At 59.2% G+C, this 13623-nt stretch carries 15 protein-coding genes; 1 reads left to right on the top strand and 14 read right to left on the bottom strand.

Going from position 1 to position 13623, the window contains the following annotated elements:
• Positions 1–35 precede the first annotated feature (35 nt).
• The 3 genes from CPH57_RS18430 to lpxO all read right to left on the bottom strand — a co-directional run bounded on the left by CPH57_RS18430 (position 36) and on the right by lpxO (position 2976).
• Complete coding sequence (locus CPH57_RS18430; protein WP_096242857.1) at positions 36–731, bottom strand: CTP synthase; 696 nt, start codon at positions 729–731, stop codon at positions 36–38.
• Between the two features lie 118 nt (positions 732–849).
• Positions 850–1770 (bottom strand): kdo(2)-lipid IV(A) palmitoleoyltransferase, encoded by a 921-nt coding sequence (lpxP, locus tag CPH57_RS18425; RefSeq protein ID WP_096242631.1) that lies wholly within the window; start codon positions 1768–1770, stop codon positions 850–852.
• A gap of 300 nt (positions 1771–2070) precedes the next feature.
• Positions 2071–2976: a lipid A hydroxylase LpxO gene (gene lpxO / locus CPH57_RS18420; protein ID WP_033651231.1), complete on the bottom strand. Its 906-nt coding sequence runs from the start codon at positions 2974–2976 to the stop codon at positions 2071–2073.
• 248 nt (positions 2977–3224) lie between these two features.
• Here lpxO and CPH57_RS18415 point away from each other — a divergent pair, with 248 nt between their 5' ends.
• Positions 3225–3566, top strand: coding sequence for a hypothetical protein (locus CPH57_RS18415; protein WP_033644442.1), 342 nt, complete (start codon positions 3225–3227; stop codon positions 3564–3566).
• Between the two features lie 129 nt (positions 3567–3695).
• On the opposite strand, the gene fis is transcribed toward CPH57_RS18415, so the two are convergent.
• From fis to CPH57_RS18360, 11 genes are all read right to left on the bottom strand, one after another.
• The gene (gene fis, locus CPH57_RS18410) at positions 3696–3992 is read right to left on the bottom strand and encodes a DNA-binding transcriptional regulator Fis (RefSeq protein ID WP_000462905.1); all 297 of its coding nucleotides are present in this window, start codon (positions 3990–3992) and stop codon (positions 3696–3698) included.
• Complete coding sequence (gene dusB, locus CPH57_RS18405) at positions 3974–4978, bottom strand: tRNA dihydrouridine synthase DusB (RefSeq protein ID WP_033644443.1); 1005 nt, start codon at positions 4976–4978, stop codon at positions 3974–3976. Before dusB ends, fis begins: the two co-directional genes overlap by 19 nt.
• Before the next feature lie 394 nt (positions 4979–5372).
• Positions 5373–6254, bottom strand: coding sequence for a 50S ribosomal protein L11 methyltransferase (gene prmA / locus CPH57_RS18400; RefSeq protein ID WP_096242630.1), 882 nt, complete (start codon positions 6252–6254; stop codon positions 5373–5375).
• 11 nt (positions 6255–6265) lie between these two features.
• Positions 6266–7711, bottom strand: a complete 1446-nt coding sequence (panF, locus tag CPH57_RS18395; protein ID WP_004936863.1) for a sodium/pantothenate symporter — start codon at positions 7709–7711, stop codon at positions 6266–6268.
• Positions 7701–7943, bottom strand: coding sequence for a YhdT family protein (locus CPH57_RS18390; protein WP_033644445.1), 243 nt, complete (start codon positions 7941–7943; stop codon positions 7701–7703). Before CPH57_RS18390 ends, panF begins: the two co-directional genes overlap by 11 nt.
• Before the next feature lie 151 nt (positions 7944–8094).
• Positions 8095–9444: an acetyl-CoA carboxylase biotin carboxylase subunit gene (gene accC / locus CPH57_RS18385; protein WP_033651233.1), complete on the bottom strand. Its 1350-nt coding sequence runs from the start codon at positions 9442–9444 to the stop codon at positions 8095–8097.
• A gap of 12 nt (positions 9445–9456) precedes the next feature.
• Positions 9457–9924: an acetyl-CoA carboxylase biotin carboxyl carrier protein gene (gene accB, locus CPH57_RS18380; protein ID WP_033636178.1), complete on the bottom strand. Its 468-nt coding sequence runs from the start codon at positions 9922–9924 to the stop codon at positions 9457–9459.
• 32 nt (positions 9925–9956) lie between these two features.
• Positions 9957–10409, bottom strand: a complete 453-nt coding sequence (gene aroQ / locus CPH57_RS18375; RefSeq protein ID WP_004936891.1) for a type II 3-dehydroquinate dehydratase — start codon at positions 10407–10409, stop codon at positions 9957–9959.
• A gap of 287 nt (positions 10410–10696) precedes the next feature.
• Positions 10697–11296 (bottom strand): protein-methionine-sulfoxide reductase heme-binding subunit MsrQ, encoded by a 600-nt coding sequence (msrQ, locus tag CPH57_RS18370; protein WP_016930241.1) that lies wholly within the window; start codon positions 11294–11296, stop codon positions 10697–10699.
• A complete protein-coding gene (gene msrP, locus CPH57_RS18365) occupies positions 11297–12298 on the bottom strand; it encodes a protein-methionine-sulfoxide reductase catalytic subunit MsrP (protein WP_069100230.1) in 1002 nt (333 codons plus the stop codon).
• 156 nt (positions 12299–12454) lie between these two features.
• Positions 12455–13432 (bottom strand): MDR family oxidoreductase, encoded by a 978-nt coding sequence (locus tag CPH57_RS18360; protein ID WP_096242629.1) that lies wholly within the window; start codon positions 13430–13432, stop codon positions 12455–12457.
• Between the last annotated feature and the right edge of the window lie 191 nt (positions 13433–13623).

The raw sequence follows: 13623 nt of genomic DNA, 5'->3' as shown, positions 1-13623 counted from the left end.
GTGACAACGCCCCGATGGCGCCGATGAACCTTTGTTTACCCGTTGGCGGCGGCTTTGACGAGTTCCACCACCAGCGGTGAAAGCTCGCCGCGCAGCGCGGCGCGTTCCGACTGGAAAAGCGTGGCGGCGTAAAAACGCCGGCCCGGCAGTTCGATGGCGCGTACGTCGCCTTCGGTGTCGTGGCCGCTGATGATCAGCGGGAAACGCTGCAGATCGGCGACGAAGTCCGGATTCACGCCGAAGTTGCAGTGGTAGCCTTCATGGGCGTTCAGGCTGCCGTAGGCCTGCGCGACGCGGGTGTCAGGCTGAAAAACGATGTCGCCGGTTTTTTCCACCAGCGAGCAGCTCAATGGGGCGATCACCAGCCGGCCACCGCTGTCGGTTTCCGCATGACCGGCGTCGTGCCAGCCCATCACATTGCGTGCGTATTCGACGATGGCGTATTGAAAACCGCCGCAGGAGCCGAGGAACGGCACGTCGTTTTCCCGCGCATGACGGATCGCCATAAAGGCGCCGTCGTCGTGACGATACGGGCTGCCCGGCACCACCCAGATGGCGTCGAAATCTTGCAGCGCGTCGGGGGAGGTCAGGGTTTCGGTCGGGAGCCACTGGGGCTGAACGTCGATGTCGAGGTGGGCGGCGGTGAGCTGGAGTGCCACGGGGATAGCCTGGTGGGCCACGGCTTGCGGGTTGTAATCACCGACCAGAGCAATGCGGACTTGAGCTTTCATCATTTCCTTTCCTGTGCGGGTAAAAAAGGAGATTACAGGAAAGCGGGATCCCGAGCCGCAGATTTTTAAACGCGGCGCACAAAAAAGCCCAGCGTTGGCCGGGCTGAAAAAAAGAGGGTCAGTACAGCGAGGGCGCGCCAGCCGGTCGGGTTTTGAAACGGCGGTGCAGCCACATGTATTGCTCCGGCGCCCGCATGATCTCTTTCTCGATCACTTTGTTCATGTAAGCCGCCGCTGCCTGTTCATCGCTGAGCGGATAGTCTTCCAGAGCCGGTTGGATCAGCAGGTCGTAGCCGCGGCCGCCTTCGCGGCGGATCAGTACCACCGGCACCAGCGCCGGGTTGGCCATGCGCGTCAGCATGAAGGTGCCGCTGGTGGTGGCGGCCTTATCGACGGCGAACAGCGGCGCGAATACGCTGCCGCGCGGGCCGTAGTCCTGATCCGGCGCGAACCACACCGCCTCGCCGCGCTTGAGCGCATGCACCATGCCGCGCAAATCCTTGCGATCGATCATCGCCTTGTTGGAACGCATGCGGCCTTTGGTCTGCGCCCATTCCATCGCCTTGTTGTTATGCGGACGGTACATCGCCATCATCGGCTGACACAGGCCCATCGCCCGGCCGCCCAGCTCCAGCGACATAAAATGCACGCCGATCACCAGCACGCCGCGATCGTCGCGCTGCGCCATTTTGAGGTGGTTGATGCCGGAGACGTTGAACCAGCGCTTGACGCGTTTATCTGACCAGAACCAGGCCATGCCGGTTTCCAGCAGGCCCATGCCGAGGGATTCGAAATTGCCCACCACTTTGCGCTCGCGCTGCGCTTCGTCCATCTCGGGGAAGCACAGCTCGAGGTTGCGACGGGTGATGGTGACGCGGCGCTTGAGAAAACGCATCGAGGTGCGTCCCATCCACACCCCCAGACGGTAGAGCAGCGGATAGGGGAGCTGTACCAGCAGGAACAGCAGAGCGAGGCCGAACCAGGTTAGCCAGTAGCGCGGGTGCAGCAAGGCCAGTTGAAATGCTTTGGCTGATTTCATAGAAACTCGTTTTATACGTTAAAAGGGGCAGCAAGCTGTAACGCATAAAGGTTCCACTCGATAGCGATACGACTACTCAGACACCCGGGTACGGCCAGGGTTTAGTCGGAATTCCATAATTGACTAAACATTTACATTCGAAGGGCGGTTTGCGCTGCTATCAGGCTTCGGAGGGATAGCTGTTGGCCAGCGGAGGCGGCTCTAGGAATGCTTATGCTAACACAGGGTACGGGGTGTGGCGGAAGAGGGGCATGCGAATATTCTCATTCGCGTTGCCCCTGAGTTGAGGATTGGCGCGTTTTACAGGCTGGGAATGATAATCGCGGCGAAGATCGCGGCGATCACCAGCCATTTCAGCAGGTAGTAACCGCGGCGGTTGCGCGCTTTCAGGCGTTGGCCGGCATCGCGCACCGCGTTGACGTATTTGAAGATGCGGTTGATGCCGCCGGTGCGGTCCTGATCGTCGTTCGGCGAACTGGCCGCCGACATCAGCGTAGCGCCGACCCAGTGGTTGACTGCCTGCGCCCAGCGCCATTTCATCGGCCGCTCGACGTCGCAAAACAGAATGATGCGCGTCTGATCGGTGGCGTTCTGCGCCCAGTGCACGTAGGTCTCATCGAAGATCACCGCCTCGCCGTCGCGCCAGCTGTGCTGCTCGCCGTCTACTTCGATGAAGCAGCGATCGTCGTTGGGCGTCATCAGCCCCAGGTGATAGCGCACCGAGCCGGCGTAAGGATCGCGGTGTTTACCCAGGTGGCTGCCGGGCGGCAGCTCGGCGAACATCGCCGCCTTGACCGACGGGATGCGGTTGAGCAGCTCGACGGTTTTTGGACACAGCGTCTGCGCCGAAGGGTGACTGTCGCTGTACCATTTCAGATAGAAACGTTTCCAGCCGCGTTTGAAGAAGGTGTTGAAGCCGGCATCGTTATGCGACTGCGCCTTTTTGATATGATCCTGCAGGCGCACCGCTTCTTCGCGGATCGTCTGCCAGTTGTCGGTCAGCGTCTGCAGCTCCGGGAAGCCTTTTTCGTCGAAATAGGGCTGTTTGGCGGGCAAACGGGAGAAACCGGTCATAAACATGTTGATCGGCCCCATAAACGTGGAGTGATCGAACAGCTGACGGGTAAGCTTTTGTTTCTCTTTGCCGCGGGAGTGTGCGTAGAGGAAGCTGATGATAAAAATGCCGATAATGATCGCGGCAACCATAGAATCCATCCCTGTTAGTGCTTGTTAAAAATTCGTACAAATTATAGTTTTGTGACAGGAAAAATTTAACTTTTTCGTGCGCTTTCCCCGCTCATGCTGCTTAGTGGCATAAAAAATCAATAAAACTGTTTGTAATAAAATTTTATATCGATTTTTTTGGTTTTAGTCCTATTCTTAAATCGTTCAAGGGGCGTTTCATGCCATCTTGTTTCATGACGAATGGCACGTATCTGAGAAAAGAGGGACTTATGAAGAAATCAATCATTGCCTTGTCTGCACTGCTGCTCGCTTCCCCGGTGTTCGCTGCTGAAACCGCGACCAACACCGCCGCTCACGCCAGCAACGAGGTTGTCGCTGAGGCGCATAAAGGGGCGGATACCGCCAAAGAAAAGTTGCACCAGTCTCAGGACAAGGGTGAAGAGCTGAAGCTGAAAGCCAAGCACGCCGCCGAAGGCAAGAGCGATAGCGTTGGCAGTAAAGTGAGCGAAGGCTCGCAAAAAGCCTGGCACTCCACCAAACAGGGTACGGAGAAGGCTTGGGACAAGACCAAGCAAGGGGCGGAAAGCCTCAAAAACAAAGCGACCGAGTAAGGTCTCCGCTTTTTACCCCAAGGGCCGCGTTGCGGCCTTTTTTATTGCCTGCAAACCGGGCGTGCCCCAAAGAAAAAGGCGCTTATCAAATGAGATAAAGCGCCTTTTCAACACGTTAACTGACTAGTATCAGTTCATGCCGTATTTTTTCAGCTTCTTGCGCAGCGTGCCGCGGTTGATGCCCATCATCAGGGCTGCGCGGGTTTGGTTGCCACGGGTGTATTGCATCACCATGTCCAACAGTGGCTGTTCAACTTCAGCCAGTACCAGCTCATACAGGTCATTTACGTCTTGACCGTTCAGTTGAGCAAAATAGTTCTTCAGTGCTTGTTTAACCGAGTCACGCAGAGGCTTTTGAGTCACCTGATCTTGTGAGTTAACGGTAGAAACGGTCAGTACGTCAGAATTTACGCGTTGTTCGAACATAGTTCTGTCAGCTCTTTTTTTACGCTAAGATTTTCGAAATATGCCTCCAACGCCTCCAGCTGTTCGCTGGCATCCTCTATGGCGTTGAATGTGCGCCGAAACTGGTCATTCGGAGCGTGTTCCTGGAGATACCAGGACACGTGCTTACGAGCAATCCGGAATCCCTTGCCTTGGCCATAGAAGCCGTGCAATTCCCGAATGTGCCCAATCAACAAGCGCTTCACCTCGCCAAGCGGCATCGGCGGCAGCAACTCCCCAGTGTCCAGATAATGCTGGATTTCCCGGAAGATCCAGGGTCTCCCCTGAGCAGCGCGGCCTATCATCAGGGCATCGGCCCCGGTGTAGTCGAGCACTGCTCTGGCTTTATGCGGGTCAGTAATATCCCCATTCGCGATAATCGGAATGGAAACACTCTGCTTAACTGCCCGAATGCTGTCGTATTCCGCGTTGCCGTTAAACAGACAGGCGCGGGTTCGGCCGTGAATCGTCAGGGCCTGAATACCACAGTCTTCGGCCAGTTGGGCAATCTCTACACAGTTACGGTGCTCTGGCGCCCAGCCGGTGCGAATCTTCAGCGTTACCGGCACATCCACCGCGTCGACCACCGCGTGGAGGATCCGTTTAACCAGATCCGGGTACTGCAACAAAGCGGACCCGGCAAGCTTCCGGTTCACTTTTTTGGCCGGGCATCCCATGTTGATGTCGATGATCTGCGCGCCGCTGGCCACGTTGATACGCGCGGCGGCGGCCATATCATCAGGATCGCATCCGGCAATTTGCACGGAGCGGATCCCAGGTTCATCGCTATGCACCATACGCAGACGCGACTTATCCGTCCGCCACACCTCCGGGTTGGAGGAGAGCATTTCGGATACAGCCATCCCAGCACCCATTGCATGACAGAGGGTTCTGAACGGGCGATCTGTAATACCGGCCATCGGGGCCGCAATCAGGCAATTAGTAAGCTGGTGGTGTCCAATGCGCATAGACAAAGAGTGACCATACTGTGTCCGCAAGGGCGCGTATATTACGCATTTTTGCGTCGAGATGAAAGGCCAAACTTTAACCAATTGGCCCGATATTAGGACGAAAAATACGCTACGCGGCGATTCATAAAAATATTATATATATTTTACAATAAGTTGACGAAAAGTGCTTATTTTGTGTGCGGCAAAATATTCGCCTTTGCGCAGGATATTATCTGCATCCGCCCGCTATTTTTGCCGGGATAGCCTGCCTGGAAGGCGCATTCTCAGGGCGATCCGTCGTTGAGCGGCGAAAAATTGCATAAAATTTTGTGCCGCCCGAGGGCCGATCGCCGGACAAAAAAAATCCACCGGCGCAGGGCCGGTGGACGAGAGGGGCACTATACCGTGACGCTTACTTGCGGCGGCCGGTAATGCGGCACCACTCTTCGCGCTCGGCGACCGGGTCGAGCGTGAACTTCTCTGCGTAGGCTTCCGCTACGCTGCTCGCCTGGCTGGCCAGCACGCCGGACAGCCCCAGATGGCCACCGGCCTTCGGCAGACAGCCGATCAGCGGCGCCAGCTCGCGCAGCGGGCCGGCGAGGATGTTGGCGACCACCACGTCCGCCAGCAGGTCGACAGGCTGGTCTTTCGGCAGATACAGCTCCAGACGCTCTGAAACGCCGTTACGCTGCGCGTTGTCGCGGCTGGCCTGAATGGCCTGGGGATCGATGTCGATGCCGATAGCGCGCGCCGCACCCAGCTTCAGCGCGGCGATCGCCAGGATGCCGGAGCCGCAACCGAAGTCGATAACGGTTTTGCCGGCCAGATCGAGGCCGTCCAGCCACTGCAGGCACAGCGCGGTGGTCGGGTGGGTGCCGGTGCCGAACGCCAGGCCCGGATCGAGCATCACGTTGACCGCGTCGGGATCGGGCACGTCACGCCAGCTCGGGCAGATCCACAAGCGCTCGCCGAAGCGCATCGGGTGGAAGTTGTCCATCCACTCGCGCTCCCAGTCCTTGTCTTCCAGCTGTTCTATCTTGTGGCGGAAACCGGCGCCCAGCAGCGGGTGCTGTTCCAGCATCGCCACCACCTCGGCCATATCGGTTTCGGCGTCGTACAGGCCGATCACATCGGTATCGCCCCACAGCAGGGTTTCACCCGGCAAGGGTTCGAACACCGGATTGTCGTGGGTGTCCTGGAAGGTCACCGACACGGCGCCGCTTTCCACCAGCGCGTCGCTCAGGTCTTCCGCCTGGCTGCCGGTGGTGTTCAGTTTGAGTTGGATCCAAGGCATAGCAATTCTCTTCAAGAGGGTAATGATGACGCCGCCCGGCGCTTTTCGCCGACGACGTTACCGAGATAAAACGCCAACAGGCTGAGCAACAGCGAAGGCACGATAGGGTGCAGCCCCGCCGGTTGCAAGTTGAAGCTGGCCAATAGCGTATAGCATACCGCACCCGACACCATTGAGCTAAGCGCTCCCTGTGCATTGGCGCGTTCCCAATACAGGCCCAGCACCAGCGGCCACAGGAAGACCGCCTCCAGCCCGCCGAAAGCCAGCAGGTTGAGCCAGATGATCATCTCAGGCGGCCGCCAGGCCGCCAGCAGCACCAGCAGACCGAGGATCAGCGTGGTCAGGCTGGAGAAGCGCTTGATCAATCGCTCGTTGTGGATCTGCTGCGGCCGCACGCCCAGGTAGAGATCCTTGATGATGGTGGCGGAGGATTGCAGCAGTTGGGCGTTGATGGTCGACATGATCGCCGCCATCGGCGCCGCCAAAAAGATCCCGGCGGCGTACGGCGGCAGCACGGTGATCATCAGCGTTGGGATCACCTGATCGGGGATCTTGAGATCGGGCAATACCGCGCGGCCGAGCGCGCCGGCCAGGTGCATGCCGAACATCAGCACCGCCACCACTACGGTGCCGAGCAGAATGCCGCGATGCACCGCCTTGCTGTCCTTGTAGGAGATGCAGCGCACGGCGGTGTGGGGCAGGCCGATCACCCCGAAGCACACCAGGATCCAGAATGACGCCATAAACGGCAGGCTGAGGATCTGATCGCCGCCCTGCGGCGACACCAGCGCCGGATCGATCTGCTGCAGTTTGCTTACTGCGCTGTCCAGTCCGCCGGCGGCATGGATCACCGCCACCAGCAGCAGCACGGTGCCAAGCAGCATCACCAGCCCCTGCATGGCGTCGTTCAGCACGCTGGCGCGGAAGCCGCCGAAGGCGGTGTACAGCGCGATGCTGATGCCGAAGATCAGCAGGCCGGTGTCATAAGGAATGCCGGCGGCGGTCTCCAACAGGCGGGCGCCGCCGATGAACTGCACCGTCATGGCGCCGAGGAACGCCACCAGCAGGCTGAGGCTGGCCAGCCACACCAACAGGCGGCTTTGGTAGCGGCCATACAGCATGTCATTGAGGGTAATGGCGTTGTAGCGCCGCGCCAGGATAGCGAATTTCTTGCCCAGCACGCCGAGCGACAGCCACACCGCCGGCAGTTGGATCATCGCCAGCAGTACCCAGCCCAGGCCGTATTTGTAGGCGGCGCCGGGCCCGCCGATAAACGAACTGGCGCTGATGTAGGTGGCGGTCAAGGTCATCGCCAGCACAAAGCCGCCCATCGAGCGGTTGCCGAGGAAGTATTCGCTGAGGAAATTTCCGTTCTGACGGCGGCGATAGGCATACACCGACAGGCCGAACACCAGCAACAGGTAGGCGACCAGCGGCAGGATCACTTCAGTTTGCATCGCTGTCCTCCAGCGAAATGTCGCGGAACACCGTGCGCACCATCAGCCAGCACAGGCCGATGAACAGCAGCGGCACCAGCAGGCAGGCCATTTCGAACCAGTGCGGCAGACCGGTGACGCCGATGGCGCTGTCCGGCAGGTAGGCCGCCAGCCCCCAGGCCAGCAGGTAGAGCAGCGTCAGCCCCAGCGCCCAGCGCGCTTCGCGGTGCGCCTGAATAAAGCGTTTGTCCATCCGTGTCTCCCATAGGTTTACGGTGATGGATTCATCAAAGGTAGGGAATTTTACGGCATGACGGCGTTTTGCCAAGCCGTTACTGGCGTCAGCGCCAAAGAAAAAGGCCGGTGATTAACCGGCCTTTCGTCAGACGATGCTGCGTGCCTGCTTAGGTTTCCTGCAGACCCAGCTTCTTCTCCAGATAGTGGATGTTGGTGCCACCGTGCTGGAAGTTTTCGTCGTTCATGATCTTCTGCTGCAGCTCAACGTTGGTTTTGATGCCGTCGATGATCAGTTCAGCCAGGGCGTTTTTCATGCGGGCAATCGCCACGTCACGGTTTTCGCCGTAGGTGATCAGTTTGCCGATCATGGAGTCATAGTACGGCGGTACGGTATAACCGGCGTAGATATGAGATTCCCAACGCACGCCGAAACCGCCTGGCGCGTGGAAGCGGGTGATCTTGCCCGGGCTCGGCAGGAAGGTGTTCGGATCTTCGGCGTTGATACGGCATTCTACCGCATGGCCGTGGATCTTCACTTCTTCCTGTTTGATCGACAGCGGCTGACCGGCAGCGATGCGCAGCTGCTCTTTGATCAGATCCACGCCGGTGATCATTTCGGTAACCGGGTGCTCTACCTGAATACGGGTGTTCATTTCGATGAAATAGAACTCGCCGTTTTCATACAGGAACTCGAAGGTGCCCGCACCGCGATAGCCGATTTCCACACAGGCTTTCGAGCAGCGCTCGCCGATATAGCGGCGCATTTCGCTGGTGATGCCCGGCGCCGGCGCTTCTTCGACCACTTTCTGGTGGCGACGCTGCATGGAGCAGTCGCGCTCGGCCAGATAGATGGCGTTGCCCTGGCCGTCGGCCAATACCTGAATCTCGATGTGACGCGGATTCTCCAGGTATTTTTCCATGTACACCATGTCGTTGTTGAAAGCCGCTTTGGCTTCCGCTTTCGTCATGTTGATGGACTGCTCCAGGTCTTTGTCGCTGCGCACGACGCGCATGCCGCGGCCGCCGCCGCCGCCGGAGGCCTTGATGATGACCGGATAACCGATGCGCTTGGCGAAGGCACGGTTTTTATCCATGTCATCGGTCAGCGGGCCGTCGGAGCCCGGCACGCAGGGCACGCCGGCTTTTTTCATGGCGTTGATCGCGGAAACCTTGTCGCCCATCAGGCGGATGGTTTCGGCTTTCGGGCCGATGAAGATGAAACCGGAGCGTTCAACCTGCTCGGCGAAGTCGGCGTTCTCGGACAGGAAGCCGTAGCCCGGGTGGATCGCCACTGCGCCGGTGATTTCCGCCGCCGAGATGATGGCCGGGATGTTCAGATAGCTTTTTACCGATGGCGCAGGACCGATGCAGACGGTCTCGTCGGCCAGCAGAACGTGTTTCAGATCGCGGTCGGCCGCGGAGTGAACCGCAACGGTCTTGATGCCCAGTTCTTTACAGGCACGCAGGATGCGAAGCGCGATCTCGCCGCGGTTGGCGATAACAATTTTATCAAGCATGGGGGCGCCTCGTTATTCGATGACGACCAGCGGCTCGTCATATTCGACCGGCTGGCCGTTTTCCACCAGGATGGCTTTCACGACGCCGGACTTGTCCGCTTCGATCTGGTTCATCATTTTCATGGCTTCAACGATGCACAGGGTATCGCCGGCGTTCACTTTCTGGCCCACTTCCACGAAGGCTTTCGCGTCCGGGCTTGGGGTGCGGTAGAAGGTACCGACCATTGGGGAACGAACGACGTGGCCACTCACGGCCGCCGGTGCTGCAGGGGTTTCTGCCGCAGGCGCGGTGGCAACGGCGTTAGCCAGGGCTGGCTGCTGCTGTGCCGGCATCGCGTAGGCCTGCTGCATGACGGGATAAGCCTGCGCCGGTGCGGCACGGCTGATGCGAACCGATTCTTCGCCTTCAGAGATTTCCAGTTCAGAAATGCCTGATTCTTCAACCAGTTCGATCAGTTTCTTGATTTTACGAATATCCATGAGTGTGATTCCGTACTCTTTTTGTGGAGCAATTAGTGGGTTTTCGACAGACGGTTAACCGCTGCCTGTAAAGCGAAAGCGTAGCCATCCGCGCCGAGGCCGCAAATCACGCCTACCGCTACGTCTGAGAGATAAGAGTGATGGCGGAAAGGTTCGCGGGCGTGCACGTTGGACAGGTGGATCTCGATGAACGGGATCTGCACCGCCAGCAACGCATCGCGCAGCGCCACGCTGGTATGCGTGAACGCCGCCGGATTTATCAGAATGAAATCGGTATTGCCGCGCGCCTGATGGATGCGATCGATCAGCTGATGCTCGGCGTTGGACTGCAGATGGCTCAGGGTAATATCCAATGCGGATGCCTGGTTTTCCAATCCGTTAACAATCTCTGTCAGCGTCGTGCTGCCGTACTTCTCCGGCTCACGCGTCCCCAGCAGATTGAGATTGGGGCCGTTCAGAAGCAAAATGTGAAACTTATCCGCCATTGTGCTGGTATCTCCGGCAATAAAACCATCATCGTAGAAAATAACCCGATGTTACCGATTTGTCACCTGTTAAGGGGCAAATTCACCCTGAGAACAGAAACAAGGTCGGGCATTATAACGATATCGTAGCAATTCGCAGCTAAATACTGGTCTTATCAGCGAAGATATTCAACCCCAAATCGACGAACTCGGGGAGCCGTGACAGGAATATGAGCGCTGGAACACAAAAAAAGTTCCCGCCGGCGGCGCGCGTTTTTCAGCGGCAATCCCACGCGCCGCCGCGCGATTCAGCGCCACCAGGCGCGGAATTTCTTGTAACGCAGGCCCAACAGCGCCACCGCCAACAGCGCGTAAATGAACGGCTGGGGGGAAAACGTTTTGACCGACCACAGATAGTGGATGGGCGCGAGGATCGCCGCCAGATAGACGAAGTTGTGCAACGTTTGCCATTTGGCGCCCAGTTTGCGCATCGCCCACAGCGTCGAGGTGGCCGCCAGCGCCAGCAGGATCAACCAGGTGAGGATGCCGAGCGTCAGATACGGGCGGTTCACCAGCTCGCTGCCCAGCAGGCCTAGATTGCTCAGCCCCAGTTCCAGCGTAGAGTAGCTTATCAGGTGCAACGTGCCCCAGGCAAAGCACCACAGCCCGACCAGGCGGCGGCAGCGGATCAGCAGCGGTTGCCGGGCGTAGCGCGCCAGCGGGGCGATAGCCAGCGTGGCCAGCAGCAGTTTCAGCGTCATCCTGCCGGTAAAATGCTGAATGTCCTTGGACGGATCGGCGCTGAACCAGCCCTGATCCACCGCCAACACCAACCAGAGAAAGGGCAAAAACGCCGCCAGATGCAGGGCGGCTTTCAGCCATTTGATATGAACAGGCGTCAGGCGCACTTAGAAATTCTCCCGCAGGTCCATGCCGCGATACAGCGACGCCACCTGATCGGCATAGCCGTTAAACAGCAGGGTCGGTTGGCGTTTGACGTCGAGTATGCCGCCGGCGCCGATGAAACGCTCGGTGGCCTGCGACCAGCGCGGATGATCGACGTGCGGATTCACGTTGGCGTAAAAACCGTACTCGTTCGGCGCAGATTGGTTCCAGGTGGTCGGCGGCTGATCGCGCACCAAACGGATATGCACGATCGACTTGATGCCTTTGAAGCCGTATTTCCACGGCGTAATCAACCGCAGCGGCGCGCCGTTTTGCGGCGGCAGGGTTTTGCCGTACACGCCGACGGTCAGCAGCGCCAGCGGATGCATCGCCTCGTCCAACCGCAGCCCTTCGACGTAGGGATATTTCAGGCCGCCGCCGATAAAGCGATCTTTCTGGCCGGGCATCTGTTCCGGATCGTACAGCGTCTGGAAGGCCACGTAGCGCGCGTTGCCGTTCGGCTCGGCCAGCTTGAGAAGCTTGCCCAGCTCGAAACCGATCCACGGCACCACCATCGACCAGGCCTCGACGCAGCGCATGCGATAAATGCGCTGCTCCAGCGGGAAACGCTTCATCAGATCGTCGATATCCAGCGTTATCGGCTTCGCCACTTCGCCGTCGATGCGCACTTTCCAGCCTTCGGTCTTCAGCCCGCCGGCGTTGGCGGCCGGATCGGCCTTGTCGAGGCCGAACTCATAGAAGTTGTTGTAGCCGGTGACCTTGTCTTCCGGCGTCATCGCCAGTTGCGCCTGCCAGGCGGCCGGTTTGCTGAATTCCAGCGCTTTGCCCGGCGGCGCCTTGGGACGATCGTTGCCTTTGAACCACGACAGCAGGTCCGCCTGTGCGCCGGTAGGCAGCGCCAGCGTGGCGGCGGTGATGCCGAGCGCCTGCAGCACTTTGCGCCGCTGGTGGAATACGCTCTCCGGCGTGACGTCGGCCTCGGTCAATTTGGGGTGTTTGTTCATGCTTATGTTCTCCGCGACTGATGCCCGCCGCCCGCGAGCGGTTAACGGGGCTCCATGAAATAAGCATGGCGCTAAAGCCGGCCGGAAGCGAGGGGACGCGGGAAAATATGAAATTTCGCAGACGCCGGTGAGCCCCCCGTCGCCGGGGGGAGTCCGTCAGCGGATTTTCACCAGAGTGCGGCCGGTGATTTGGTTGTTCAGCAGCGCGGCGGCGGTGGCCGGCGCCTGTTCGAGGGTGATTTCGTGCGTGGCCTGCTGATAGAAACTGTCCGGCAGAATGCCGGCCAGCCGTTCCCAGGCGGTTTGGCGGCGATGCAGCGGCGTATGCACCGAGTCCACCCCTTGCAGGCGCACATTGCGCAGAATGAACGGCATCACGGTGGTCGGCAACTGATAGCCGCCGGCCAGGCCGCAGGCGGCGACGATGCCGTTATAGTTCATCTGCGCCAGCACCCGGGCCAGCAGTTTGTCGCCGACGGTGTCCACCGCGCCGGCCCACAGCTGTTTCTCCAGCGGACGCGGCGTGTCGATATAGCCATCGCGCGACATCACCTCTTTGGCGCCGAGCGCTTTCAGGTAGTCGGTATTGCTGTCGCGGCCGCTGATGGCGGTCACCCGGTACCCCAGCGCCGCCAGCAGGGCGATGGCGGTGCTGCCCACGCCGCCGCTGGCGCCGGTAACCAGGATATCGCCGTCGTCCGGGTGTACCCCGCCTTCCTCCAGCGCCATCACGCACAGCATGGCGGTAAAGCCGGCGGTGCCGATGATCATCGCCTTGCGCTCATCCAGGCCGTTCGGCAGCGGCACCAGCCACTCGCCGGAGACGCGAGCCTGCTCGGCCAGGCCGCCCCAGTGGTGTTCACCCACGCCCCAGCCGGTGAGCACCACGCTTTGCCCCTCTTTAAAGCGAGCGTCACCGCTGTGGCGCACGGTGCCGGCGAAGTCGATGCCCGGCACCATCGGGAAATGACGCACGATCTTGCCTTTCCCGGTGATCGCCAGCGCATCCTTGTAGTTCAGGCTGGACCAGTTGATGTCGACGGTAACATCGCCTTCCGGCAACCGATCGCTGCCGATATCTTTGATATGAGCCAGAGTTTGGTCGTCTTGTTGTTCCAATAACAGTGCACGCATGTCACTCTTCCTCTCGTTTACACTTTTCTATCAATGGCTGAATCACATTTATTTGACTATATGCATAATAAGCGGCCCAAGTCCTGATAAAGGACAAAAACGGCGCTTGCAGGTTTAATTCCTCAGCAAGGCTTGTTAGGGTTGGACGGCCCCTTTTAGCTAAAGGGTGAACACTCACTTAACCATAGCGG

This window comes from Serratia sp. JKS000199 (assembly GCF_900215455.1).
GTDB lineage: Bacteria > Pseudomonadota > Gammaproteobacteria > Enterobacterales > Enterobacteriaceae > Serratia > Serratia ureilytica.
This window is presented reverse-complemented; position numbering and strand designations above follow the sequence as displayed.